General features: G+C 47.4%; 19 protein-coding genes and 1 tRNA gene. 9 read left to right on the top strand and 11 right to left on the bottom strand.

Annotation, left to right across the window (positions count from 1 at the left end):
• Positions 1-27 precede the first annotated feature (27 nt).
• Positions 28-294 (top strand): YHS domain-containing protein, encoded by a 267-nt coding sequence (locus tag Q366_RS16020; protein WP_035240761.1) that lies wholly within the window; start codon positions 28-30, stop codon positions 292-294.
• Between the two features lie 54 nt (positions 295-348).
• Positions 349-2,787, top strand: a complete 2,439-nt coding sequence (locus Q366_RS16015) for a heavy metal translocating P-type ATPase (protein ID WP_035240760.1) — start codon at positions 349-351, stop codon at positions 2,785-2,787.
• A 125-nt stretch (positions 2,788-2,912) separates the two neighbouring features.
• Here Q366_RS16015 and Q366_RS16010 read toward each other — a convergent pair whose 3' ends face one another.
• The 8 genes from Q366_RS16010 to cmoA form a co-directional block, all read right to left on the bottom strand.
• Positions 2,913-3,683, bottom strand: coding sequence for a PP2C family protein-serine/threonine phosphatase (locus tag Q366_RS16010; RefSeq protein WP_051958106.1), 771 nt, complete (start codon positions 3,681-3,683; stop codon positions 2,913-2,915).
• A gap of 74 nt (positions 3,684-3,757) precedes the next feature.
• Positions 3,758-5,596: a serine/threonine-protein kinase gene (locus Q366_RS16005; protein WP_035240759.1), complete on the bottom strand. Its 1,839-nt coding sequence runs from the start codon at positions 5,594-5,596 to the stop codon at positions 3,758-3,760.
• 92 nt (positions 5,597-5,688) lie between these two features.
• On the bottom strand, positions 5,689-6,108 hold the full coding sequence (locus Q366_RS20465) for an SHOCT domain-containing protein (protein WP_245619987.1): 420 nt from the start codon (positions 6,106-6,108) through the stop codon (positions 5,689-5,691).
• A gap of 3 nt (positions 6,109-6,111) precedes the next feature.
• Entirely contained in the window at positions 6,112-6,588 is a 477-nt protein-coding gene (locus Q366_RS15995) for a periplasmic heavy metal sensor (RefSeq protein WP_035240758.1), read from the bottom strand.
• Between the two features lie 277 nt (positions 6,589-6,865).
• Positions 6,866-9,775, bottom strand: a complete 2,910-nt coding sequence (locus tag Q366_RS15990; protein WP_035240757.1) for a DEAD/DEAH box helicase — start codon at positions 9,773-9,775, stop codon at positions 6,866-6,868.
• Positions 9,776-9,821: 46 nt separating this feature from the next.
• On the bottom strand, positions 9,822-10,718 hold the full coding sequence (gene rocF, locus Q366_RS15985) for an arginase (protein WP_035240756.1): 897 nt from the start codon (positions 10,716-10,718) through the stop codon (positions 9,822-9,824).
• A gap of 34 nt (positions 10,719-10,752) precedes the next feature.
• A complete protein-coding gene (gene cmoB / locus Q366_RS15980; RefSeq protein WP_035240755.1) occupies positions 10,753-11,721 on the bottom strand; it encodes a tRNA 5-methoxyuridine(34)/uridine 5-oxyacetic acid(34) synthase CmoB in 969 nt (322 codons plus the stop codon).
• A 1-nt stretch (position 11,722) separates the two neighbouring features.
• On the bottom strand, positions 11,723-12,448 hold the full coding sequence (gene cmoA, locus Q366_RS15975; RefSeq protein ID WP_245619986.1) for a carboxy-S-adenosyl-L-methionine synthase CmoA: 726 nt from the start codon (positions 12,446-12,448) through the stop codon (positions 11,723-11,725).
• 198 nt (positions 12,449-12,646) lie between these two features.
• Between cmoA and Q366_RS15970 the strand changes: the two genes are divergently transcribed.
• A complete protein-coding gene (locus Q366_RS15970) occupies positions 12,647-13,789 on the top strand; it encodes a ParM/StbA family protein (RefSeq protein WP_035240753.1) in 1,143 nt (380 codons plus the stop codon).
• Between the two features lie 7 nt (positions 13,790-13,796).
• Entirely contained in the window at positions 13,797-14,558 is a 762-nt protein-coding gene (gene larB, locus Q366_RS15965; RefSeq protein WP_035240752.1) for a nickel pincer cofactor biosynthesis protein LarB, read from the top strand.
• On the opposite strand, the gene Q366_RS15960 is transcribed toward larB, so the two are convergent.
• The gene (locus Q366_RS15960; RefSeq protein WP_035240751.1) at positions 14,555-15,703 is read right to left on the bottom strand and encodes a response regulator; all 1,149 of its coding nucleotides are present in this window, start codon (positions 15,701-15,703) and stop codon (positions 14,555-14,557) included. The two genes, larB and Q366_RS15960, sit on opposite strands and share 4 nt — an antisense overlap.
• Positions 15,700-18,222: a response regulator gene (locus Q366_RS15955; RefSeq protein WP_169742980.1), complete on the bottom strand. Its 2,523-nt coding sequence runs from the start codon at positions 18,220-18,222 to the stop codon at positions 15,700-15,702. Before Q366_RS15955 ends, Q366_RS15960 begins: the two co-directional genes overlap by 4 nt.
• Before the next feature lie 423 nt (positions 18,223-18,645).
• Here Q366_RS15955 and ilvD point away from each other — a divergent pair, with 423 nt between their 5' ends.
• The 5 genes from ilvD to Q366_RS15930 all read left to right on the top strand — a co-directional run bounded on the left by ilvD (position 18,646) and on the right by Q366_RS15930 (position 24,388).
• Positions 18,646-20,316, top strand: coding sequence for a dihydroxy-acid dehydratase (gene ilvD, locus Q366_RS15950; RefSeq protein WP_035240749.1), 1,671 nt, complete (start codon positions 18,646-18,648; stop codon positions 20,314-20,316).
• A gap of 11 nt (positions 20,317-20,327) precedes the next feature.
• Positions 20,328-22,019: a biosynthetic-type acetolactate synthase large subunit gene (ilvB, locus tag Q366_RS15945; protein ID WP_035240748.1), complete on the top strand. Its 1,692-nt coding sequence runs from the start codon at positions 20,328-20,330 to the stop codon at positions 22,017-22,019.
• Between the two features lie 14 nt (positions 22,020-22,033).
• Positions 22,034-22,525, top strand: a complete 492-nt coding sequence (gene ilvN / locus Q366_RS15940; protein ID WP_035240747.1) for an acetolactate synthase small subunit — start codon at positions 22,034-22,036, stop codon at positions 22,523-22,525.
• Complete coding sequence (cimA, locus tag Q366_RS15935; RefSeq protein ID WP_035240746.1) at positions 22,522-24,156, top strand: citramalate synthase; 1,635 nt, start codon at positions 22,522-22,524, stop codon at positions 24,154-24,156. Before ilvN ends, cimA begins: the two co-directional genes overlap by 4 nt.
• 155 nt (positions 24,157-24,311) lie before the next feature.
• A tRNA-Arg gene (locus tag Q366_RS15930) sits at positions 24,312-24,388 on the top strand.
• Between the two features lie 657 nt (positions 24,389-25,045).
• Here Q366_RS15930 and Q366_RS15925 read toward each other — a convergent pair.
• The gene (locus Q366_RS15925; RefSeq protein WP_051958103.1) at positions 25,046-26,506 is read right to left on the bottom strand and encodes a Tn3 family transposase; all 1,461 of its coding nucleotides are present in this window, start codon (positions 26,504-26,506) and stop codon (positions 25,046-25,048) included.
• Positions 26,507-26,801: the final 295 nt, after the last annotated feature.

Here is a 26,801-nt window from a genome sequence, read left to right as displayed (position 1 = left end):
GGTAATTATAAATATAAGGAGGTTATCATGACACGTTCACAAGCCCAAAAATCAAGGATACAAAAAGACCTGGTCTGCGGGATGGCTGTCGTCTCTGAGAACGCTCGATATACGTTTGAAATGGAAGGCAAAACCTACTACTTCTGTGCAGACACATGCAGAAAAAAATTTATTGAATCGCCCCAAACCTATCTCAAGCAGAGTTCTTTTTTCCTGGGCAGATGGTGGAATAACTATCTGGAAAGACTCAACAAGGTCACCAACGGGAAAGCCCAATGTTGCAATCATCATTGAAAAATAAAATGGCGCGTGGATGTCCAAGAATCTCTTTGATTAAAGGAGCAAATTATGTCTTCACAAACGATTACATTGCCGATTTCAGGGATGAGCTGCGTTAACTGTGCTGCAAATATTGATAAAGCATTAAACAAACTGGATGGCGTTGAGACAGCAAATGTGAATTTCGCGGCTGAGCAGGCCAGTATTTCATACGATCTGGACAGACTTTCCATTGCCCGGATCAAAAAGGCCGTTACGGATTCAGGATATCGTATTCCTGCTGCGAAAAAAGAATTTCCCGTCACAGGCATGACCTGTACCAATTGCGCAGCCAATATTGAAAAGACTTTAAACAATAAGGTAGCGGGAGTTTTAAACGCCACTGTAAACTTTGCCTCAGAACGCCTGTCCGTTGAGTTCATCCCGTCTGAAATTTCCGTTGAGGATATTGCAAGGGAGGTCGAAAAAATCGGCTATCAGCTGGTTCTGGCAGAAGACAATGACGAAGCGGACAGTGAGCAAATCGCCAGGAATGCGGAAATTAGAGATCAGACCGCCAAGTTCGTGGTCGGGCTTATATTTGCGCTGCCGCTGTTTACGTTAAGTATGCTTCGGGATTTCAGCCTTGTGGGACAGTGGAGCCATGCGTCATGGGTAAACTGGTTTTTTCTTTTTCTGGCGACACCAGTCCAGTTTTATACCGGTCTGGACTATTATACCGGAGCATTCAAAAGTCTTCGGAACAAAAGCGCCAATATGGATGTCCTCATTGCTCTCGGATCTTCGGTCGCATATTTCTATTCCCTTGCGGTTTTAACGCTTCCTGGGCTTAGCGGACACGTTTATTTTGAAACATCTGCTGTTATTATTACCCTTATCAAGCTGGGAAAACTGCTTGAAGCCAGGACCAAAGGCAAAACCGGAGGGGCCATTAAAAAATTGATTGGACTGGTACCGAAAACCGCGGTAATTCTCTATCAAAAAAAGGAAAAAGAGATTCCGATCTCACAGGTTAAAGAAGATGATATTGTTATTATCCGGCCCGGTGAACGTATTCCGGTGGACGGCATCGTCCTTGAAGGCAAATCGTCTGTAGATGAATCCATGCTGACAGGAGAGCCCCTGCCCGTCGATAAAAAACAGGGAGATGCCGTTACCGGCGGGACCATCAACGGTCAGGGCCTGATCCGGTTCCGGGCGACCCGGGTCGGTAAAGACACGGCACTTTCGCAAATTATCCGGCTGGTTCAGGAAGCCCAGGGAAGCAAGGCCCCCATCCAGGCGCTGGCGGATAAAGTGGCATCCTTTTTTGTTCCGGGGGTAATTCTGATTGCTGTGATGACCTTTTTCATCTGGTGGGGCATGACAGGAGAATTTGTGCCGGCCATGATCCGCATGGTGGCTGTCCTTGTGATTGCCTGCCCCTGTGCCCTGGGACTTGCAACGCCAACGGCGATTATGGCAGGGACAGGCAAAGGTGCTGAAAACGGTATTCTGTTTAAACGGAGTCAGGCCCTGGAAAATGCTGCCCGTCTTAAAACCATTGTACTGGACAAAACCGGAACCATCACCATGGGCAAACCATCTGTGGTGGATATTGTTCCGCTTTATCCTGATATCACCAGGGAATTTATACTGGCCCATGCTGCCTCCCTGGAAAAAGGTTCTGAACATCCCATTGGCCGGTCTATTCTGGCACACACTGAAAAACTGGGGATAAAGCTGATGGAACCGCTTAATTTTGAAGCTGTCCCAGGATCCGGGGTTGTGGCGGATATCAATGGCGAATGTTTCAAATTCGGAAAACCTAAATGGTTTGTCCAGGAAGGATATGATGTTGAAACGTCAATGGAAATGATTTCTTCCCTCCAGGATGAGGGGAAAACGGTAATGATTCTGGCGGATGAAGAAAATGTCCTTGGGCTTATATCCGTATCCGACACCCTGAAGCCTGAATCCGCAAAAGCCATTGAAGCCTTGCATAAAGAGAAACTGAAAGTCGTGATGCTGACCGGCGATAACGTTCAGACTGCAAATGCCATTGCCAGACAGGTGAACGTGGATGAAGTGATCGCTGAAGTCAAACCTGAAGAAAAAGCAGAACAGATCACAAAGCTCCAGCAGAACCGTGAATGGGTCGGCATGGTGGGAGACGGTATCAATGATGCGCCCGCACTGGCGCAGGCCGATATCGGCATGGCCATCGGAACCGGTACGGATGTGGCCATCGAAGCCGGAGACATCATCTTGTCCAGCGGCAGCCTGGAAGGTATCCCACGGGCCATAAAAATCAGCCGGAAAACCCTTGGAACAATTCGGCAGAACTTGTTTCTGGCTTTTGCATATAACACCATATTGATTCCGGTAGCAGCCGGAATTCTGGCTCCCTTTGACATGTTCCCGGAATTTTTAAGGCAGTTGCATCCTATTCTTGCAGCCCTTGCCATGGCAGCAAGCAGCATATCCGTGGTCACAAACAGTTTAAGGCTGTACAACGCAAAAATATGATACCAAACAAGCTCTCAAACCAGGGACTGGTGCCGGAAACTACAGAGCGCGTCTCTTCCGGTTCCAGTAACCTCCTGGTAAAAAGAGATTTTTTTCATTCATCAAATCCATGTCCCGGTTGCCGGTTATGAAAGGCGTATCAAAACCACTGTGATATCATCATTTCCCTTGGCATGCTGTGTTTTGCGGATTAAATGATCACATTTTTCTTTCAGACTTTCGTCACTGTTTAGAATCGATTGGATGGGACTGGTGCCAAGGGGTTTATGAAGACCATCAGACGACATCAGAATCAGATCGTTTTGTTCAAGATGGATGACACCTGTTTCCGGATTGATTTCGCCCTGCCCCATACACTGTTCAAGAATGTGCTGGGAATAATGCGTTTTTTCCTGCTCCGGTGTTATTTCTCCTTCGCCCAGCAGGAATTTTGCAAAGGTATGGTCTGAGGTGACCTGAATCAGTTTATTGTGCCTAAATAGATAGATCCGGGTATCTCCGACATGGGTCCAATAGGCGGATTGGCCGCTGATATAGAGTGCGGTCAGGGTTGTCCCCATATTTTCAGCGTCATGGTCTGTTTCTGAAGCAGCCAAAATCTGTTGATCAATTTCATGGAATATCTTTACCAAAAAATTGATTTCTTGGTTCTCCGTGATCTGTTTAACGGCGCTGATACCGGATACCGCAAGTGCTGATGCCTTTTCTCCACCCGGTTCGCCGCCCATGCCGTCTGCCAAGGCTGCCACAATTCCGTCTTTAAGCTCGTCTATAATGAAACGGTCCTGATTTAATTTCCGTTTTATGCCTTTTTCAGACAGGCCCGCCACCTCTATCCGGAACCTTTTTGAGGAATACGTGTTATAAAAGCGATTAGGGGAATCTGTTTGTGACATGAACCTGTCCTTCATGGTTTGTTTTGGCTTTGGGTTGGGCTTTGATGTTGATAGACCAGGTCAGCCCATGGCTGTTATTGAATTTGAATCTTGGTCCTGAACCCCACATCAGGAAAACCTTCCCATCTCTGTAATGGAGCTGATTTCATTTCTTTTTCGATATCCTTTGCCTCAATTACGCCAGGAAAAAAGCTTTCCCGGGATGTTGTTTCGGAGCTTTCATCATCCGGAACCCGGACCCATTCTTTGATATCCCCCCCCATTGCTCCGGGGGATTTTGTCTGCTCGGGCTGCAATTGTTCTGATGGCCGGCTGTGGTGCATTGAACCCTCCTGTGGCTCAGAGGTGTTTGTCTCCGATTGAGGATGATTTTTCAGATATTGCCCGTGCAGCTGGGTATAGGCATATTTCCATTCAGATTCCGTTAATAACGCCCGGGCATAATAGGCGGCGTACGCCCTGGCGCCGTGATAGGTGACACGGGTAATCGGCCGGCTTCCGATTTCCTGATCTTTTAGATGGAAACGATTGTGCTTATAAAGGACATGGTCTTCCTCACGGTCCCCGGCCCCAATATATAAGAGGATATTTTCATTGTGTTTGACAATGCCTTTATCAACGCGGACCTGGTCCTTGATGGCGTTGAGGAACTCAACATATAAAAAATTACTGATGGATTTTTCATCCATGTAAAATATTTTCCGGGCTGGTCCGTCAGTTTTACCTGGATTATCCGCCTGACGAATCAGTATCATATTGGACCCGTCTGTTGCGATGACGTGTTCTTTGAGATCTGCATTGTTATCCGGTAATACGAGGCCTGCCTTTTGCGGATCAATCGTTTTTTCTTCTGTTACCAAGGAGGAAAGTTGGGACGGTTTGTTCAGGAGGTGCCAGGCGGTCATCCCGGCAATGGATATAAGGGCCAGCACAATCCCAACCCACACGGCCTTATCGTTTCTCTGAACGAATGTTGCAGTTTTTGACTTCAGACCTTGTTTTTCTTCCGGTGTTTTTTCCAGATATAGAGCTTTGACCAGATCGCTACGCAGTTCAGCCACGGTCTGAAATCGCTCGGACTTATTCTCTGCAGTGGCTTTGTGAATAATCCGGTTCATTTCCTTTAAAAAAGAGATATTCATATCCGCTTTTTTTTCGATACTCACGGCCTTCATGGGGAGGGTCTTATTGTCAAGTTTTCCATCAAATGCCTCAAACAATATTTTTCCCAAAGCATATATATCAGCAGTCTGGTCTGCGTATCGAAAATCGGAAAACTGCTCCGGTGCCATGTAAAAGAGTGTTCCCTGCATTTCCATGGAATTTGAAACCGCTTTGAGCTTTTGGGAACGGGCCAGGCCAAAATCTGCAATTTTCGGGATATCCCCGTCCATAAATATATTTTCCGGCTTCAAGTCCCGGTGAAAGATATTATGCCGATGCATGGCTTCCACACCATCCAGAACTGGAAAAAAATAGGTTTTGATCCAGTCGCAGTAGAGTCCGGGTTCATCGTCCAACCCTTCCTCAGACATAGTGAACCTGAAGGAATTACCGGGAATGTACTCCATGACGATGTACTCAAGCGCATCATCGGATTGCCCCGTGTTCACTTCGGCCTTCCGATGGGTACCGTAGTCGAAAATATTCAATATATTCGGGTGGCGCAGCTGGGCCATGGTCTGAACTTCTCTGCGGAAACGATTCACCGCAATTTCAATATCTTCCGGGTCGTTTTCAAGCTCGTTGAGCATCTCTTTTGAAATGGTCTTTACGGCCACATCCCTTCTCAAATTGACCTGGTGAGCCCGGTACACTTCTCCCATAGCCCCTTTGCCGATCAACTCAATAATAATCCATTTATCATCAATGATTATCCCGGACTGGAAGAATGTGTCGCTGTTCTGGTTCATTTTCGTTTCCTATGTAAGCTTCGACGATATGATTGAATGGAATACAGATAGCTTTTATTCTGGCAGTGGGAGCTGTAATAATCAAGAGATAATCATAAAAATTTGCTTTTTTCTTTAAACTCTTCGATGTCAATTTCACCATTTGCCAGACGTTTTTTCAATATATCCAGCGCGGTCTGAGGGGCATTGTTTGACTGGCCCATCTTAATGGCCCACCGGACAACAAAGACGAATATAACCAGAAGGATTATCCAGAAAAAAATCATCGACCAGCCCATATATCCGCCCCCCATCATGTGACCGTTTGGATAGAAGGCCTGAGCTTCATCCCACCCGGCAATGGAAACGCCTGTAAACACTGATAATATGACCAATACCCGTATACCAATTGAAATTATATTTTTCATTATCTTCACCTGCTTTCCTTTTAATATTGAGGCTCTCCTAGGGCGACTTGACCAAAAACTAAATGCCGGGGTAAAGTCAATCGTATACCCCGGCATTGTGATCAATATTTAGAAACAGCCGCCGTATCCGTGTCCACTCATGCCCATACCGTAATTGAATCCAGGGGCTTTGTCAGCAAAAAGCGCCTGCATTTTTCTTGTATGGTCAACATGTTTTTTTTCAATCTGTGAGGACAGATCAAACAGGTCTTTTTTTAGAGTGTCTATTTTAGCCTGGTCTTTATCAGACTTTGAATATTCCGTATTCAATTCGACACGTTTCTGGTCATACTGCTCTCTTAATTCCTGGGTGGAAGAAAAAAAATCATTCATCTGATCCTGCATCTTCTGCTGGTCTTCTGCGGACAGATCATTCCACATGTGACCACCGCCGCCCATATGGTATCCATACCCATTCATCATACCGTAGCCGTATCCGTCTCCCATATGGTATCCGCCACCATGTGCAAACGCATAAGCTGCAAATCCGGTTACCAGAAGAATTGTTCCCAAAATGATAAGTTTTTTGATTGAAATTTTAGTCATGTTACACTCTCCTTGTTAAGCGTGGTTATTAAAACAAACACTCAGCGCGTTTGGTATATTTATATTTCAATTGTCGTGCCAGGAATATATCCCACTGATATTAAACGAAAAATATATGATAAACCGTTTTAATAGAAATTAATTGGTTAATTTTTAGTCAGCCACCGGATAATTATTAGCCGTTTGGCATCATGCTTGCCATTCGTGGAGAATGGCTTGTTTTCAAACGAAGAAAGAATATTGAATCACACACATAAATTTGCAACATACTGAAATTTCAAAAGTCCCAGTCCACAGGAATGCGGACATGGTGGCCGGCCTTGTTTTTAAAAAGCAAAAATCCATTATCTCGGCCATATTTGTATAATTCATGGGTAACATGCACATCCTGGGTGCAATACGCCACAATCAGATCCAGACGCCCTTCCTGCCACCATTTCAAGGCCAGGAGGCCGTCTGCGCTTTTTTCAAGGCCCAGGGTCTGACAGGACAAATGGTCCAGTGACAGCCGATAGCCCAGGCGCTCATGGACCTTTGCCAGGATATCCAGGGTGGGAAGGCTGTGAAAATCAAACCGGCTCAGCCCGGAGAGCACTTTGTAATCAAACCGGATAATGTTAAACCCGATAACCAGGTCCATCTGCCCGAGGCGCGCCACAAGTTTTTCCATATCATCCTGGTAATAAACCAGAAAATCATTTTCAAAGGAATCGTAGAGCACTGCGCAGGACACCCCCATGCGTTCGGCTTTGTGCCATCCGCCCACCTGTTTGGCAGACCGCCGGGTTTCAATGTCAAGCACGGCGTATCTTTGGGGAGATACCAACCCAGGCTTCTTTTTATGCGCCGCTTTTTTTAAGACGGCAACATCCGGAAAAACAGGCGGTGGTGTGGCGGGTGCCAACACGAATTCCCCCTGCCCTGCCTTTTGTTCAAGGAGCATCCCAAGAATCTGCTTTGCCGCTTCCTTATCTATGGGACGATTTGCTGACCCGCATTTGGGCGAATGTACACAGGCCGGACACCCGGTGTCGCAGGGGCAGTCCCGGATCGCCTCATAGGTTCTTTGCATAAGGGTCTCTGCGTTGTCAAAGGCCTGTAACGTCAGCCCTAGACCGCCGGGCACACCGTCGTAGACAAAGACAGCCGCCGTTTCAACCTGGGGATGAAAGGGAATGGATATTCCGCCAAGATCATTTCTGTCGGTCATCACCAGAAGCGGCATCATGCCGATGGCTGCATGTTCTAAAGCGTGAATCCCGCCCATGAAATGCAGATGATCCCCTTCGATGCGCTGCCTGATCCACTCTGGAATCTCAATCCACAGCCCCTGGGTCTCATAGGTCAGTTCCGGCAGATCCAAGGGCACAATGCCAAGGGATTTTTGGCCGGACACGGATTTCATTTCATAGCCTGTCACCTGTTCACGAATTTTCAGTTTGCCAAATCCCACCCGGGTGCCTTTGACCTGACAGGTTTGTTCAACATCTATAATTTCAGTGTTTTTTGAAGATCTTGCCCGGGTGTAGTAGCCGACCTTTTCCTTTCTTGCCCGGACCACGCCCTTAAGATGGTCAAAAAGCGTCACCACAAAGGTTTGTCCACGGTGCAGGTAAACCGCGCCTTCATGGGTTTCGAAATAGGATCTGTGCCAGTCGATTTCACCTAAACTTTGCCGGGTGTCCTCCTTGAATATGGGAATGGTATGCCCGGATCCCCTTAAACTGACCTCCCTGTGGGGGCGTTTGCGGGCGGAAAACCAGGTATTCCCGTCCCGGCTTAACAGCAGCCTGCCTTTGCGTCCCAGGGCCTGGACCCTTGCTTGCACAACCGGCGGTTTTAACATGGGATCATTGGCATCCAGGCTGAGTTCGGCTGCCGCACAATCCAGATGGCGGTCAAGAATCTGGGGGTTTTCAGGATTGATCCGGGCGGTTTCCGGGGGCATGGTAAAAAAGATGTCCGGATGATTCATGAAATACTGGTCCAGGGCGTCTTCATGGGCAATGAGAATCATGGCAGAGTCGTTCCCGTCCCGCCCCACCCGTCCTGCTCTCTGCCAGGTGGACATCATGGTTCCCGGATACCCCACAAGGATGCAAAGGTCCAGATTGCCTATGTCAATGCCAAGCTCAAGGGCCGAGGTTGACACCACGCAAAGCAGTTCGCCTTTGGCCAGTTTTTGTTCAATTTCCCGCCGCTCTTCGGGAAGAAATCCGGCCCGGTATGCACATATCTTATCAGCCATGTTTTTTGCCCGTTGTCCCGCCCATACGGCAATGAGTTCCGTAATTTTTCTGGACTGGGTGTAAACAATGGTGGCCAGATTTCTGTAAACGGCGGCATGAATGAGTGTGATGGCGGTCTGGGCCGCGCCCTCCAGCCCCTTCATCATTAAAATATCTTTTTTCCCGCAGGGAGCGCCTTGCTCATCCACCACGGTCACCGGCAGTCCGGTCAATTCCGATGCAAGCTGTCCGGGGTTGGCAATGGTGGCTGAACAGAAAATAAAACAGGGGGCAGATCCGTAAAATCTGCAAATTCGCAATAACCTTCGAAACACCCAGGCCATGTTTGAACCCATGACCCCTCGATAGGTGTGCACCTCATCCACCACGACATATTTAAGGTTTGCGAAAAAAGAGGCCCATAAATGATGATGGGCCAGCATGGCCAGGTGCAGCATCTCAGGATTGGATAAAAGGATATTGGGGGGATGGCTGCGGATCTTTGTCTTTTGATACCCTGTGATATCCCCGTCATAAACGCCTGCGGTTAAAGGCTGTGAAAAAACAGCATCAGTCCTTGCCAGCATCTTGTCAACGGTGTCAAGCTGGTCCCGGGCAAGGGCTTTGAGGGGAAACAGGTACAGGGCATGAGCACTTGGGTCAGATAGCAGCGCATCCATCACCGGCAGATTATACACCAGACTTTTGCCCGATGCCGTGGGCGTTGCAATCACCGTATGGCATCTGTCAAGGATGAGCGAAATGGCCCGGGCCTGGTGGGTGTACAGATTTTTAATGCCAAGCCCTGCAAGAAGGCGGGACAAGTCATTTTTAAAGCAGGGAAAGGTGTTCGGTGATGCCCAGGCCGCGGGTTGGGCATCAAATGTTTTGTGGCTTACAATATCGCCTGCAAATCCCTTAAAGGATTTTAATCGGGTAATATATTCATTAAGACCCACGATTAAACAGTAACTAAAGCAGACTTAAGGCTCATGATCAAACGCCTTAAAGAATGCTTTTTCCCAAGGCGGACAGGATCAGTTCCACCGCCAGTTTGCTTGTTTTATTGGCCACGTCAAGGATGGGATTAATCTCCACCAGGTCCATGGAGCCAAGTTTTCCCGAATCCGCAAGCAGCTCCATGAGCAGATGGGCCTCCCGGTAGGAGATGCCGCCGGGTACAGGGGTGCCGACCCCCGGGGCTTCAACCGGGTCCAGGGCATCCATATCCAAACTGAGGTGAAAGCGTTTCAAGTGGGCAAACTGAACCATGATTTTGGCGGCAATGGCGCTGATACCCTGTTCGTCGATGTCGCGCATGGTAAAAATGGTGATGCCGCTGGATCTGATGCGTTTTTTTTCTCCGGGGTCCAGATCCCGCTGCCCGATCATGACCACGTTATCCATGGCAATTTTTGCGCCGGGATGCCCGGCATCCACAAGGCATGGATAGCCATCTCCCGTAAGAACGGCCAGGGGCATGCCGTGGATGTTTCCCGACGGTGATGTCCGGGGGGTATTGAAATCGGCATGGGCATCCACCCAGATAAGGCCCACAGGCCCTTTAACCGCCACCGAGGCCACGGCACCAATGGCAATGGCATGGTCACCGCCCAGAAAAACCGGCATACGGCCCTGGCCCATGACCTGGCATCCGGTTTTATAAATATCCTGGCTGATCCGGGTGATTTCTTTGACATACCGGTCAGTCATTCCTTCCATGGCAGGATCGTCATCACGCACAGGGATGGGGATATCCCCTTCGTCTTTAACATCATGTCCAAGCCGGCGAAGCCTTGGAATCAATCCCGTATACCTCAACGCTGCAGGACCCATGTCCACGCCACGGAGCATCTGCCCGAAATCCATGGGAACTCCGATAATGCTGATGGATTTTGCCATAGTCACATCCTTTAACAATCGTTTAAAGCCTGGATCAGGCGGTTGCTATAAAAATGGCCCTGACCGGTGCCGGATACCCCTCTACAGTCTTTGACGGATCTTGGGGATCCAGAAAATCTTCAAGGGATTCCGTTTGAATCCATTGGGTTTTGCGCTGCTCTTCAAAGGTGGTGTCTGTTATATCCACGCATCTGATATCCGAAAATCCGGCCCGGGCAAGCCAGGCTGCCATGGCAGACAGGTCCGGGATAAAAAACACATTGCGCATTTTAGCGTACCGGTCAAAGGGAAACAGACAATAATTGTTCTCCCCTTTGATCACCAGATTTTCCACAACTACCCGGCCGCCCGGCACAAGGCTGTCATGGATCTGTTTAAGCATTTTCACCGGGGATTTGCGGTGGTACAAAACCCCCATGCACAGCACCAGATCAAAAAAACGATCCATGGCCGGCAGTTCATTGTAGGCGGCAGGCAGACAGAATACATTTTTCAGATTCAAATATTTTTGAGCCGCACAATACTGGTAATAAAAATAACTTTGGGGTTCAAGACCTAGGGCAAACATGGGTTCTGACGCAGCCATTTTAAACATGTAATATCCATTGCTTGAACCGATATCCAGAATTTTTCCGTTTTTAAGATGGGGCAGATGGGGCACCAGACGTTCCCATTTCATCCAGGACTGCCACTCGGAATCAACGTGAATCCCAAAGAAGTTAAAGGGACCCTTGCGCCAGGGACTCAGATTAACAAGGCCGTTGTAAAGCCTGTCCTTTTCATCGGGTACAAGCTGGTCTGCCTGTCCGATGCTGACAGCCCTGGAGGACAGATCAACGGTGTGGGGAAAAATCCCTGGCAGATCTTTAACCACGTATTTAAGTTTTTCAAAACTGCCCCTGGCAGAATCAAGAAAGGTTCTTTTTTCTTTGACCAGCTTTTCCAGGGCGTCATACCATTGATTCCATCCCAGGTGACCAAAATTTTCTAAAAATTGTTCCATTCTATTTCACAGCAATCATGGATATAAAATTAAACCACTTAAGCCAGGCGTTGAATGAGGCGAATCCTGCTTTTTGAATACGGTTTTCATGTTCCGTCACGGTCTCGGGAACCAGCACCCGTTCCAGAGCATCCCGTTTCTGGCTGATTTCAAGGTCTGTATATCCGTTCTCTCTTTTAAACTGGTAGTAATATTCCTGCTCAAGGGCGTTCATTTGTGGATCTGGATGAACGGTTTTTTCTGTGAGCAGCAATATGCCGCCTTTACAAAGCCCCTCAAAGGCGGATTGAATCAGGCAATCCCGCTTTTCAGCATCCAGAAACTGCAAGGTCAAGTTGATCACCACAACCGATGCGTTTGAAATCTCGATATTTTCAATGCAGGCACAGGCAAGGTCGATACTGCCGTGGCTGTCATGAACGCAAAGTCTCTTTTTAAACCGCTGGATCATGGGCCAGGAACTGTCAACACCAATCATTTTAAATGCTGTTTCACCAAAGCCGTCAAGGAGCAGAATACCAAGGTTGCCATGGGAACAACCCAGATCAAAAATCCGTGTACCGCTTTGATAAAACTGACGAGCAATCCTTGCCTGCTGTTTCAGTACTTCCCCGTACAGCGGTACTGATCTGACCAGCATATCGTCAAATACCCGTGCTACTTTTTCGTTGAACCTGAAAGGTGTGATCGTGGTCAATCTTTCTGCAAATACCCTGTCTTTATTCATAATACCGTCCATTTTAATCCGGGCATCTATACATCATTTGCAGGCTTTGTGCAAGCGGTTGGGAAAACCTTAACAAACCGTTTCATTCCTTGACTGATAACAATGACAGTGGTATTTTTGCCATGAAAAAATTCCAAAACTGTTCACAACGTATCTAAACAGATTGCATCAGGGCGGATTGCATCAGGAGGTCAGAACATGGAAATTATCGGCATAGATGTGGGGTTTGGTTTTACAAAGGCATATAGCGGGCAAAATTCCGTAATTTTCAAATCCCTGATCGGCGATGCAGCGGATATCCAGTTTACGTCATCCATGGGCGATGCCGAACCAACGGACAGCCTGCATATCACCCTGGACAATAAAACCTATTTTTTAGGATCCTATGCCGAACGTCAATCCAGCCTGACCGAATACACCCTTGACCAGGAAAAAATGGTGGAAGAATTCATCAAAATACTGGCCCTTGCGGCGGCAGGCATATGCGCCCAGGCCCATGGTCCTGTCAATGTGGTAACCGGCCTGCCTGTGGCGTACCTGAAACGGGATACCCGGCGGCTTAAACAGATTATACAGGGTGAGCATGAAATCATCTATCATCACCAGGACGCCCCCGACGAACACAGAAAACTGATCATTGACAAGGTGCATGTCATACCCCAGCCCATTGGTTCAATCTTCAACCTGATTTTTGACGATCACGGAAAAATCTGCAACAGGGATCTTGCGGCGTCCAAGCTCGGGGTGGTGGATATTGGTTTTAAAACAACGGATTTTTCCATTTTTGACCATCTCCAGTACATAGAAAGGGGCTCGTCAACCATGGACACAGGAGTGTCCAGATGCTTTTCCGTAATCGCTGATAAGCTGCGCCAGGAAAGTGGCATCAATATTGAACCATACAAAGTTTTTAAATTCATTGAATCCGGCGTGGTTAAAATCCGGGGCAAGGAGTACAATGTGATAAATCTTAAAAAACGCGTGTATACACATGCTGCCTCGACCATTGCCTCTGATTTGAACCGGCTGTGGAAAAATGACTGGGATATCGACTCTATTATCGTATCCGGCGGTGGATCTATCCCTTTGGCCGAATTTCTGATACCATCCGTTGAAGGCACTGTGATCCCCATTCCCGAGAGCACTGACGCACGGTTCAATAATGTTCAGGGGTATTGCAAGTTCGGTCATTACAAGTGGGGCAAAGATAAGAATACGCATTCCCGGCAGGCAGAACCAGCCCCTAAAGAAAAGCCTTCAGCCCGGGAAGAGGCCCCTTCTTCGGAAGAAACAGATAAAGCAGGGAAAGGACTTGCCTGGCTGAAAAGGCAAAACGCTTAGATGCGATATGAACATTGATACATTAACAAAAATTCTTTCCATGGTGGCTGACGGCGAACTTCCCGTTGGACAGGCGGCAGATCAATTAAAACATTTCTCGTTCGAAGACATCGGCTGCGCCCATGTGGATCATCACAGAGCCCTTCGCAAAGGATTTCCCGAGGTGATTTTCGGGCAGGGCAAAACATCAGCACAGATTATTGCCATTCTTGAAAAACTGGAAATATCGGAAAATATTGTGCTTGTAACCCGCATTGACCAGGAGAAGGCAACCACGGTTCTCTCACGGTTTCCCCATGCACAATACTTTGATGACGCACACCTGTTAAAAATAGAAAAACAGCCCCCTGCCATTACAGGCCAGGGTACGATCCTCATTGTCAGTGCAGGGACTTCAGATATTCCGGTGGCCATGGAAGCCTTTTTAACGGCAAAGGCCATGGGAAACCAGGTCGAAACACTTTTTGATGTCGGGGTTGCAGGCATTCATCGCCTTTTCGCACATCAGGAAGATCTTGAAAACGCCTCTGTCATTATTGTTGCCGCAGGCATGGAAGGGGCACTTCCCTCGGTGGTGGGCGGCCTTGTCAAGGCACCTGTCATTGCAGTTCCCACAAGCGTGGGTTACGGCACAAACTTCAACGGTATGACTGCCCTTCTGGGCATGCTTAATTCCTGCAGTTCAAATATTGCAGTGGTCAATATCGACAATGGCTTTGGGGCAGGTTATATGGCCTCCACCATTAATCATGTGGGCGGTGGGCGTTAGACTCTCTGGCGCAGTTTCAGGGCATCCTTGTTTGTCGGGTCAATTCTCAAAATGCGGTTCAGATAGTCGTCGGCCTGGAGAATACGGTTATTGTTGAAATGAATCCGGGCGAGATGAAGTTTGGTTTTAATATCTCCACGCCTGTTGTCATCAACAGTGACAAAGCATTCCAGGGCTTTTTCCTGGTCACCGATTTCAAGGTAAATGGTGCCGGCCTTATACAAAAGATCAAGGTTGCCAGGATTGTCTTTGACCGCCTGGGCAACCATCTCGGTCACAAACCCATATTCCTGATTCTCCAGGAAGATATCAATGATTCTTTCCTGAAGCACCCTGTTGGAGCGGCTTTTTGACATGATACGTGAAAAAAGCGTTCTTGCCTCATTTTTAAATCCATTAATCAAAAGTGTTTCACCTAGGTGAACACCTGAATCAAAATACCTGGTGCTGAGAGATAGAATTTCCATGTAAAGCTGGGCAGCCTGTTTAAAGGCGCGCTTATTAATACACAACTGGGCTAGATGACCCCGTGAAATTGTATCCTGAGGGTTTACAGCAACGGCTTTTTGAAGACATTTTTCACCAATTTCCACTTTTTGGGCCTCAAGGTATAACAGCCCTAATTTTCTTAAAATCCGTGACGCATTGGGTTTGAGCGCTAAGGCTTTTCGGACTTCGTCTATGGCGCCTTCTATATTACCGGTCTCTTCATATGTCCTTGCCTCGAGCATGTGAAGCTTTGCCGGTTCCGGATGGTTGACAGCTTCAACAACACTTTTTATTTTTGTATCCAGCGAGGCCAGGGTTAATGGTTTAAGAAGATATCCCTCCACTTCGTGTTCTGCCGCTTCGGCCACAATGTCGCGTTCGTTTTCGGCTGTGACCATAATAACAGGGATATCCCTGATATTGTTGTCCTTGCGCATGTGGGCCAACATCTGGCTACCGTTCATTTCCGGCATGTTCCAGTCAACAATGAGCAAGTCGCAGGAAGATTTTTTCAGCACATTTAAGCCTGATTTCCCATTATCAGCAAACAGCAACTCTTTGCCTATTTCAAGATTGCGCAGCATTTTACGCAGGGTTAGACGCATGCTTTTCATATCATCCACAACCAGTATGGTCATGGTTTTCAGATCAATCATAAACGGGCTTCTCTGTTAAACCGGTTCAAGTATTCAGTCATCATTTCGGATACATCCAATATATTCGGCTGAATAGTATTGCCGGTTTGGGTTTCAATGTCAAGGGCGGCAAGCCTTAACTGCTCTGCATTTACATTGGCGGCAGCGCCTTTTAATGCATGGGCACAGGTCCTGAGATATTCAGGATCAAAGGGTTCTTTTTTAACAGCCGACACAAGGTTATCAACAAGCTCCTCAACTTCCTGGAAAAATGACTCGAGAATTTCTGCAGCAAGCTCCTCGTCATTGCCAAATCGTTCAAGAAATCCGGTCCGGTCAAATACAGGCACGGGCGCATTGTTATTTTCCAAATCAGCGGGGACCCGTTCTTGTGTTTCAACGTCATGAACATCAAGATCGGGCATGTCACAATTGGGGGTTTCAAACGCCACCGAAGTCACGGTTCCGGGCGTATATGCTTCGATCAGTTCAATTAAATTCCGGGGATTGACCGGTTTTGAAATGAAATCATTCATGCCGGCCTCTTTACATGCGTGCCGGTCCTGTTCAAAGGCGTTTCCGGTCATGGCTATGATGGGCGTCACAGCAAGGTTTTCCAAGGCTTCATATGCCCGGATCTGACGGCTGGCTTCATAGCCGTCCATTTCCGGCATCTGACAGTCCATGAATATCAAATCGTATTTATTCTTTTTTACCTTTTCGACAGCCTGGAGGCCGTTGGATACCGAATCGGTCTGGTATCCTTGTTTGCTTATAAATTCCTTTACAGTCAGAACATTGGTTTCAAGGTCATCTACGATTAAAATTTTAAACCCTCTTTTCCTGCGTTCTGCAAGGGTATACCGGGTAATAATGGACTGGCTGCTTTTCTGGTAGGCAGGTGAAAGCACTGTGCGGATGGCATCCTGAAGAATGGTCCCGTCCAAAGGAAAGCTTAAAAATGCCGAGAAGCCCAAGTCTTCAAATTCCCTTGCATCCCCTTTCTTACCCACGGCAGTGACGACAATACACGCAAGGCTGTTCAACTCAGGATCCTGGCTGAATTTGCGGCCAATGGCCCTTGCATACTGGTCTGATTCACTGACCTCCATAATGACCGCATGAAAGGGGGTTGAACTTGTGTTGGCAAGGCGGATAAGTTCAATGACCTGGCCGTGTTCGCAAGTCTTATAATTAAATCCGATCCGGTCAAGCACTCTTGTCAGCCGGGTGCTGGGTTCTGGTTCGTCAGATATGGCAACCACCCTGATTTTATTCATGGAAATGGCAGACAGGTCTTGGACAATCTCCCCGGGCTGCTGTTTTTCAAAGGGGACTTCAAACCAGAACGTGGAGCCTATCATTTCAATGCTGTCCGCACCCACCTGACCGCCCATGAGTTCAATGAACAGTTTTGAGATGGATAAACCAAGGCCGGTACCGCCATATTTTTTGGTAATAGACGCATCAGCCTGAACAAAGGGCGAAAAAAGACCTTTGAGTACGTCCTCGCTGATACCGATCCCTGTATCATCCACACTGAAATGGATGAGCGCGTGTTCTTCTTTATCCGCTTTGAGTGTCACATTCAGGGTAACAGTCCCGGATTCGGTAAATTTGATGGCATTGCCTGTAAAATTTAAGATCACCTGGCGTATTCTGCCGATATCGCCTTTGAGCAGTCTTGGCACATCCGTATCAATATTATAGATAAACTCAAGTCCTTTTTGCCTGGCCTGGAGTTCCGGTAAAGAGACAATATCCTTGATGGCGATTTCAAGATCAAAGGGGCGGATATCAAGCTCAATTTTGCCGGCCTCGATCTTGGACAGATCAAGGATATCATTGACAATACTTAACAGGGCCTTGGCGCTGTTATAGGCAATGTCTGCATGGCGTCTTTGTTTGGCGTCAAGCTTAGAATCAAGAAGAACATGGATCATTCCTAACACCCCGTTCATGGGATTTCGTATTTCATGGCTCATGTTGGCCAAAAACCTGTCCTTAATCTCAATGGCATTTTGGGCATCTTCCCGGACCTTTTCAGAAAGTTCCATGGCTGCTTGCCTGTCCCGGATTAAGCCTTGTTGTTCTTTGATTAAACTCAGATGTTTTATGAGCAGCAAAAACAGAGCAGATCCAATCCCTGAAAATAAAATAACAAGAAAAGCAAAACGAAATTCATTGAGATTCAATGCACCCGGACCCCGGAAAGGACCAAAATAGAAAAAGGCAAGCAGTGCTGCGCAAAGGCCGCATGTCATTAAAAAGCCAAGGAGATCATCGAAGAGCACAGCGCCGGCCATGACCAAGATGAAAAAAAATTGACCCGGGCTGAAAATGCCGCCGGTAAGGGAGACAAACCAGGCAATATATGCCGTAAAAATCAGCAGTATACTGCGACCCGCAATCACGGGTCTTGGACTTAAAACGTTGCAGGCTGCCCATATCAGGCAGACCGCAGCTATGGAGGGCGCAATGAAAGCAAGCGTGTTGGCATACAGACCAAGCCCTGCCAGGCAGAATACGATTGCTGTCATTATGAATGACAGGCGGATTGATGGATGTTTGTCAGTGATCATGTTGTTTTGTATCAATTTAAATTTAAGGCATTAAGAGCGGATGTGAAAATAATATAACTATCTGCCTGTTTGAATGTCAAACCCTAATTCGTTTATATTGACTGTCTGTCATGTGGAAATTTTAATTGGGTGACGGTTTTATTTTTTCTTGACATTAATGTTATTTATATATAATTAATCTTTATTAATTAAGAGTAAATATTATGATCAATACAAATATTATTAACAGCCTGGTGGTCCTTATTATCGTGGAGGTGATTATTGTCACCTCCTGGCGAAGGGGCGATTAGTGGCTTAAATAAGATTAATGAAAAAAAGCCGTTACCAGCCCCGAAGGGGGGCAGGTAACGGCTTTTTTGCTTTTAGGAGACTTTTAAAAAAATGAGAAGAAGCTGCATTGCAACACAGGGCGTGGCAAGGGCACCCCACCGGGGCCTGCTGAAAGCCTTGGGATACACAGACATTGAACTTGACCGGCCCCTGATCGGGATTGCCAATTCCGCCAATGAACTGATCCCGGGCCACATGCACTTGGACAGCATTGTCAAAGCCGTCAAGGCCGGTATCTCCATGGCCGGCGGCACGCCCATGGAGTTTTCCACCATCGGCGTATGTGACGGTATTGCCATGAACCATATCGGCATGCACTATTCACTGGCATCAAGGGAACTCATTGCCGACAGCATTGAAGTGGTTGCCACGGCCCACCCCTTTGACGGTATTGTCATGGTGCCCAATTGCGATAAAATTGTTCCGGGCATGCTGATGGCCGCAGCACGGCTCAACATTCCGGCCATTTTTGTCAGCGGCGGCCCCATGCTGGCAGGCCGCCACCCCCATGACCGGTCAAAGAAAATCGACCTGATCACCATATTCGAGGCTGTAGGTGCAGTCCAAAGCGGCAAAATGACCGAAGAAGAGCTTTTGGAAATGGAAAACGGGGGCTGCCCAACCTGCGGGTCCTGTTCAGGCATGTTCACGGCCAACTCCATGAACTGCCTTACCGAAGCCATCGGCATGGGGCTGCCCGGCAACGGCACCATTCCGGCGCCCATGTCCAGCCGGCTGCGCCTGGCAAAGGCTGCCGGCATGCAGATTCTCTCTTTGGTGGAAAACAACATTACCCCGGACAAAATCATGACCAGACAGGCATTTATGAATGCCCTGGCCGTGGATATGGCATTGGGCTGCTCCACCAATACAGTCCTGCATCTCAAAGCGGTTGCTGCCGAGGCAGGTGTGGATATCCCGCTGGATTTGATTAATGAAGTGAGTAAAAAAACCCCCCATTTATGCTCCTTAAGCCCCGGCGGGAAAGACCATATTGAAGACCTTGACGCTGCCGGCGGTATCCAGGCCGTGATGAAGGAACTTAGTGACAACAACATGATCGACACAGGCCTTGTGACAGCCACAGGCAAAACCATTAAAGAAAACCTTGAAAACGTCCGGGTGAAATACCCTGATGTTATCCGGCCGGTGAACGACCCCTATCATAAGGAAGGCGGACTTGCTGTATTGTTTGGCAACATTGCACCCGAAGGCTGCGTGGTCAAACAATCTGCGGTTCTGCCTGAAATGATGACCCACCAGGGTCCTGCACGGGTATTTGATTGTGAAGAAGATGCCACCACCGCGATCATGGCGCGGCAGATCAATCCGGGCGATGTCATCGTGATCCGGTACGAGGGACCGGCCGGCGGTCCGGGCATGCGCGAGATGCTCACCCCCACATCAGCCATTGCAGGCATGGGGCTTGATGACCGGTGTGCCCTGATCACAGACGGCCGGTTTTCCGGCGGCACCAAAGGCGCCAGCATCGGCCATGTATCTCCGGAAGCCGCCCAGGGAGGACTGATTGCCCTTGTTCTTGAAGGCGATCAGATCCGCATTGATATTCCAAACAAAGCCATTGAACTGCTGGTGTCTGAAGATGAACAGGCATTGCGAAAAGCAGACTGGAAAAAACCTGAACCTAAAATCAAAAAAGGTTATATGGCCCGTTATGCCAGGATGGTGACATCTGCCGGCAACGGTGCCGTATTTAAATAAAGGAGTGCATGATGAAACTCACAGGGGCTCAGATCCTCATTCATATGATAAAGGCACAGGGTGTTGACACTATTTTTGGATATCCCGGCGGTGCCACCATTGATATCCATGATGAAATTCTTAAACATGATGACCTGCGCCATGTTCTGGTGCGCCACGAACAGGGCGCTGTTCACATGGCCGATGCCTATGCAAGGACGCATAAAACCACAGGCGTCGCACTTGTAACCTCGGGACCCGGTGCCACAAATGCTGTAACAGGACTGGCATCGGCCCATTGCGACTCCATTCCCATCGTGGTCTTTACAGGCCAGGTGCCCACAGGCCTTATCGGCAACGATGCCTTCCAGGAAGTGGACATTGTCGGCATCACCCGCCCCTGCACCAAACACAACTACCTGGTCAAGGATCCAAGCAAGCTTGCGGAGATCATCCAGGAAGCCTTTTTCATTGCCGGGTCCGGACGTCCCGGCCCGGTGCTGGTGGATCTGCCCAAGGATGTTGTCCAGGCAATAATTGATTTTCAGATGCCGGGCCCTGTGAAAATGAATACCTACAAGCCCAATTACAAGCCCAATAAAAAACAGATGACAACGGCTGTAAAAATGATCAAAGAAGCCCGCAGGCCTGTAATGTTTGCCGGCGGCGGCGTTATTTTATCCGGGGCAAGCCAGGAATTTACCCGGATTGCAAAATTTGCCAACCTCCCTGTTACGGCATCCCTGATGGGACTTGGGGCCTTTCCCGGATCTGATGCCAATTGGCTTGGCATGCTAGGCATGCACGGCACCTACCGGGCCAACATGAGCATTGGCCACAGTGACCTGATTTTTGCGGCGGGTGTCCGGTTTGATGACCGTGTAACCGGTAACCTTGAAAAATTTGCCCCTGACGCAAAAGTCATTCAGATCGACATTGACCCCACATCCATCCACAAGAATGTTGAAGTTGACTGCCCCATTGTAGGGGACTGCAAAATGGCTCTGGCAGATATTGCCGGACTTATGGAAAAAGAAGCACCTGAAAATTTTATGAAGGACCGGGAAGCATGGCTTAACCGCATCAACGAGTGGAAACAGCTGACACCCTTAAAATACGACCAGTCCTTTGATACCATCAAGCCGCAATATGTGGTTGAAAAACTGTATGAGATCACCAAAGGCAACGCCATTGTCACCACGGAAGTGGGGCAGAACCAGATGTGGGCTGCCCAGTATTATCATTTTGAGAAACCCAACCATTTTATAACATCCGGCGGTCTTGGTGTTATGGGGTTTGGTCTTCCCGCAGCCATAGGTGCCAAGGCAGGAGCCCCTGACAAATTAGTTGTCTGTGTGGCAGGTGACGGCTCAATCCAGATGAATTCCCAGGAACTGATGACGGCTGTAGCTGAAAAACTGGATGTAAAAATTGTCATTTTAAACAACCGGTATCTTGGAATGGTGCGCCAGTGGCAGGAACTTTTCTACAATAAAGTATATGCAGACACCAATATGGAGGCCCAGCCCGATTTTGTGAAACTTGCCGATGCATACGGGGCAACGGGTTTCAGGTGCGATGATCCGGCCAAGGTGACCCAGACCCTTGAAATGGGCTTGAATACACCGGGTACCGTGATCATGGAATTTATTGTCGAACGTGAAGAATCGGTCTATCCCATGGTTCCGGCTGGCGGGGCCATCACTGACATGCTTCTGGTTTAAAAAGGATAATTGATATGGAAACAAACAGATACATTTTATCAATTCTTGTGGACAATGAACCGGGTGTGCTGTCCCGGATTTCAGGACTGTTCTCCGGCCGCGGGTTTAACATTGATTCTTTAAGCGTGGCAAAAACAGCAGATCCCCGGGTTTCCGTTATCACCATGGTCACCTTCTGCGACGCGCACATCATCGAACAGATCAAAAAGCAGCTGCATAAGTTGATCAATGTCATAACGGTTAACGATTTAACGCAAAAAGAATATGTGGAACGTGAGCTTGCGCTGATCAAGGTTCATGCAAAAACTGAAAAACGGGCTGAAATTATGCGTATGGTTGATATTTTCAGATCCAAGATCGTTGATGTAGGTGCCTCACACTTTATCGTGGAAGTATCAGGTGATTCCGGCAAAATCAATGCGTTTGTTGAGCTGATGAAGCCCATGGGAATTGTTGAAATTGCCTCCACAGGCACCATTGCCCTGGGCAGGGAGAACGGAAAATGAATGCAGTAAAAGCAAAGAAAAAAGTCCTGCTCTACGACACAACCTTGCGTGACGGGATGCAGGGGGAGAATATTTTTTTTTCCCCCGGGGACAAGCTTAAAATCGCCATGCGCCTGGATGATGCCGGGATCCACTACATTGAAGGGGGGTGGCCCGGCTCCAATCCAGGGGCCCAGGCTTTTTTCGATCTGGTCAGGGACACACCGTTCAAACAGGCCAAAATCTGCGCATTCGGATCCACAAGAAGACAAAATTCAACCTGTGAAAAAGACAGCAACATCAAAGCGCTGATTGATTCAGGTGCGCCTGTGGTTACAATTTTCGGCAAATCCTGGGACCTGCATGTAAGTGACATCATGAACAATACCCGGGAAGAAAATCTTGCCATGATTACCGAAAGCGTATCCTATCTCAAGGCCCGGGGCCGTGAAGTGCTTTATGATGCCGAACATTTTTACGACGGTTATAAAGCCAATCCCGGTTTTGCGTTGGAAACGCTGGGCGCGGCTTTAAAAGGAGGGACCCGCTGTCTGGTGCTTTGCGACACCAACGGCGGCTGCCTCCCCTGTGATATTGACACCATCACCCGGGAAACCATTGCGCATTTCAAAGATTATGAAGATGTTATCTTCGGGGTGCATACCCATAATGACTGTGCCATGGCTGTTGCCAATGCCATCAACGCGGTTCATGCCGGTGCGATCATGGTACAGGGCACTGTGAACGGATATGGAGAGCGCTGCGGAAATGCCGATCTCACAGCGCTTATCCCCATCCTGGCACTAAAAATGAACAGGGCGTGTATCAGTGAAAAAAACCTGGCCAAGCTGCAGAATCTGTCCAGGTTTGTATCGGAGACAGCCAATATGCCGCCCGTGGCAAGCCGACCCTTTGTGGGGCGCTCTGCATTCACGCATAAAGGCGGGGTTCATGTGTCGGCCATCATGAAAAACCCCAGAGCCTATGAACACATGAGCCCGGAATTTGTGGGAAATCGCCGCCGGGTACTGGTATCCGAGCAGTCCGGCAAGAGCAACATTACCTACAAGGCCAAGGAACTTGGGGTTGATCTGGGCAGTGACGAATCCAAAAAATCCTTGATTGTCAACAACATCAAGGAGATGGAGAATTACGGGTATGAGTTTGATACGGCGGAAGGGTCCCTTAAGCTGATCATGGAAAGACTCACCGAGCAGTACCAGTCCCATTTTGATCTGGAATCCTTCAGGGTGGTGGTGGAGAAAGACAAGGAACGGCCCTGTTATTCCCATGCCATGATCAAGATCCGGGTTGGGAACGAAACCGAAATCACTTCAGCCGAAGGCGACGGTCCGGTATCGGCCCTTGATAATGCCCTGAGAAAGGCATTGACGGCCATGTATCCGGGTGTCAAAGACCTTCACCTGGTGGATTTTAAGGTTCGTGTTATTGATGGATCCGACGGCACTGATGCCAGAGTAAGGGTATTAATTGAGTCACGGGATAGGGACAATATCTTTTCAACCGTTGGTGTTTCCGCGGATATCATCGAAGCCTCCTGGCAGGCTCTGGCGGACAGTTTTCAGTATAAACTGGCGCTGGACCACGCAGGGGAAGGAAATTATGCAAGATTAAATGACAAAGGGTGTTGATACTACCCGGACAAGAAAAGGTTCGGGAGCCCATTTACGTTGGTTGCAACTGATGGACCATATACACGGGATACATCTGGAGGTGCAATAATTTCGTTTTTAGTCAGTTTTTTTCTTGCCAAAAACACCTGTATTTGTTAAAAGACTTTTCTGTTGCGCCCGTAGCTCAGCTGGATAGAGCAACGGACTTCTAATCCGTAGGCCACAGGTTCGAATCCTGTCGGGCGCGCCACTGATAACAAGGCTCTTGGGGTTTTTGCCCTAAGAGCTTTTTTAGTTTGTGTGAGAATCCATGTGAGAAAATTCGGAAAAACTCTCATCCAAACAATTCTGGCAGAACATATGAACGTAATTTCAATAAAAAGAATAAAAAATTCCACTTGGAATATAGGCAACCAGCTTGATACTTTGAGGTGTCTTAAGTCAACGGCATTGAGAGGGGCGTTACACTATTTTAATCCGAACATTCATGTAAATATTGCAACCAGATTTCTTTGTATAGCGCTATGCCGATGAATTTTCGGGATTTACCGTCTTCTAGTTGCAAAGTTCAAATTGTTATTGAACACTGAATTGAAGGGCTATTTGGGGGCTCTAAAAAGTCTTAAAAAAATAAGTGCTTAGGATGCAGGTACCCGTTCATAACCGGCAAAGGTGGTGGCCGTACTCGCCGGCGATAACACTCAGAAATCGTGTTCTGTTCTTTAATCACCTCAACCGCAACTTTTGCTTTGAACTTTCCGCTGTAATTCTTTCTCATGGACCTCCTTTGTCTGGTGAAAATCGAACCGGGCTTTTAGCACGTCAAGTGTCTCTTAGCAACCGGTTCAGATTTCGGGGTCCATTATGGGGATTTTTGCCCATCCCCCCGAAATCTGCAACAAGCCATTTAGTTGAACAACAAATTAGCCTTCAATTCCGCAATTCCAAGTCCGCTGATCGAATCAATTATTTTCTCTAAGTCCAAACGATGCTTCTGTTTTTTAAACTGATATCGGCCACGGAGGTTAATATGCTGCCAGGCCACAGGAGACACCCTCTTGATTAGGTCAGCCTCATCGTGCTGCCCATTTCTCTCTTTAATGCTCAGTAAGATAGATAATAGGTTTGCGTTATAGAAGATAATACAGTTTGCAATAAGCCTAGCGCATTCATTCCAGATTTGCTGTTCCAACTCTGTCCTCGCTTTTAGTCTTCCAAAATTGGCAAGGGATATTGCCCTTCGGAGTTGGTGGTACGCCTCGCCACGGTTAAGCACTCGTTGTACGTTACGCCGAACTGAGATGTTATCAATAAAATATAGCATATATAGACTCCTGACAATGCTATCAAGTTCCCACATAGCCTTTTTGGTTCTGTTTTTTCTCTCATATGAACTGAGTTTACGGATAATAATACTTTGAGTAGTTTCTTTGAGGGCGAGGGATGCCATTATTCTTTGAATATTCGGCCATTCAGTGATGACTAAGGATTCCTTCACTTTGCGGTTTGGTTTCAATAAAAAATCTTGGTAATGACTGGTTGAGTTAAATCCGATGAGACCGTTATCAGAACGCCCTTTCAGGTCTTTATAACGAGGAGCAAATTGATAGCCAAAGGCATAAAGGGTCCAAAAATTTACATTATTCACACCATGTGTATCTGTTGAATGAATCTCAGGTTCTATGTCTGTAGTATTGTTGTGCAACAGATCAAAAACAAAGTGGCTTTCATGTTCATTGGCTCCGATAATTTTTGTGTTCACAGGGACGTGGTTTGCAACAAGGGAACAAGCGGTGATTCCCTTTCGGAATCCAAAATATTTCGAAGAATACCTGGAGTTGATGGTGTGAACTTGGGTTTCAAACTTCTGTCCATCGCTACTTGAGTGCACCGCATCCTCCTCAATATTGTAATGTTTGAATATCGGCAACAAAGCAGTTTCATTGCTTATTAAGTCATTAGCATTTCTGAGTGTTTCTATGCGGAGGAAATTATTTAGGGTCGTATGCAGCGTATTGAAGTTTAAATCTGAGATGTCAGACATTATAGACAGGCTGAGGTTTGTCGCTAAAGCAATAATACAGGCTGAAATTACAGAGTCGTCTGCCTCACTCTTTACATATCTATCGAGGGTGTGCGTGAAAGTACCCATGAAACCCGTTTTGTTGTTTACAAACTGCATCAAGTCAGTGATTCCAACCTGAGTCAGTTGTTCATAAATTGGGTTATTGACCTTTTCCTCTGCCTTTTTATATGGCAAACTCCAGTGGGCTTTCTCTCCTTTTCCGGTTATTTTAATATGCTTGTTTTCTCCTGTCTGTTGTAGATTCCACCGTTTGAGTACCTGAGATTCGGCAAAAATTCTCACTTACAGTTACATTTCACGGGAAAAAAACTTTCTCGTAAGATGGGAATTTTAAGATAGCAGGAACCGCCCATGCCTTGGCATCCTCCTCCCCCCTTTGGGGGGGATAAGGGGGGGGGGGCTACGATTCTTTATTTAAGATACCTAAATTTTTTTTATTTTGAAAAAGATATTTTTTTGTAAAATAACTTGGGACGCATTTAAATTCATTTTGATAACAGGATGTTACGCCAAGTTTTAAAAGTGAGATTTTTTTTCTCATGGCCGATACCTTTTCAAATTTAATCAAAGTACATTC

It is taken from the genome of Desulfobacter vibrioformis DSM 8776 (assembly GCF_000745975.1).
GTDB lineage: Bacteria > Desulfobacterota > Desulfobacteria > Desulfobacterales > Desulfobacteraceae > Desulfobacter > Desulfobacter vibrioformis.
The sequence above is the reverse complement of the archived record's forward strand: the minus strand, read 5'-3'. Positions and strand labels throughout refer to the sequence as shown.

Coding starts and splice junctions, on each gene's coding strand:
- Q366_RS16015 (WP_035240760.1), top strand. CDS start 349: ATGTCTTCACAAACGATTACATTGCCGATTTCAGGGATGAGCTGCGTT.
- Q366_RS15995 (WP_035240758.1), bottom strand. CDS start 6,588: ATGACTAAAATTTCAATCAAAAAACTTATCATTTTGGGAACAATTCTT.
- Q366_RS16010 (WP_051958106.1), bottom strand. CDS start 3,683: ATGTCACAAACAGATTCCCCTAATCGCTTTTATAACACGTATTCCTCA.
- Q366_RS16020 (WP_035240761.1), top strand. CDS start 28: ATGACACGTTCACAAGCCCAAAAATCAAGGATACAAAAAGACCTGGTC.
- cmoA (WP_245619986.1), bottom strand. CDS start 12,448: ATGAATAAAGACAGGGTATTTGCAGAAAGATTGACCACGATCACACCT.
- cmoB (WP_035240755.1), bottom strand. CDS start 11,721: ATGGAACAATTTTTAGAAAATTTTGGTCACCTGGGATGGAATCAATGG.
- ilvB (WP_035240748.1), top strand. CDS start 20,328: ATGAAACTCACAGGGGCTCAGATCCTCATTCATATGATAAAGGCACAG.
- larB (WP_035240752.1), top strand. CDS start 13,797: ATGAACATTGATACATTAACAAAAATTCTTTCCATGGTGGCTGACGGC.
- rocF (WP_035240756.1), bottom strand. CDS start 10,718: ATGGCAAAATCCATCAGCATTATCGGAGTTCCCATGGATTTCGGGCAG.
- Q366_RS15960 (WP_035240751.1), bottom strand. CDS start 15,703: ATGATTGATCTGAAAACCATGACCATACTGGTTGTGGATGATATGAAA.
- Q366_RS15955 (WP_169742980.1), bottom strand. CDS start 18,222: ATGACAGCAATCGTATTCTGCCTGGCAGGGCTTGGTCTGTATGCCAAC.
- Q366_RS16005 (WP_035240759.1), bottom strand. CDS start 5,596: ATGAACCAGAACAGCGACACATTCTTCCAGTCCGGGATAATCATTGAT.
- ilvD (WP_035240749.1), top strand. CDS start 18,646: ATGAGAAGAAGCTGCATTGCAACACAGGGCGTGGCAAGGGCACCCCAC.
- cimA (WP_035240746.1), top strand. CDS start 22,522: ATGAATGCAGTAAAAGCAAAGAAAAAAGTCCTGCTCTACGACACAACC.
- ilvN (WP_035240747.1), top strand. CDS start 22,034: ATGGAAACAAACAGATACATTTTATCAATTCTTGTGGACAATGAACCG.
- Q366_RS15970 (WP_035240753.1), top strand. CDS start 12,647: ATGGAAATTATCGGCATAGATGTGGGGTTTGGTTTTACAAAGGCATAT.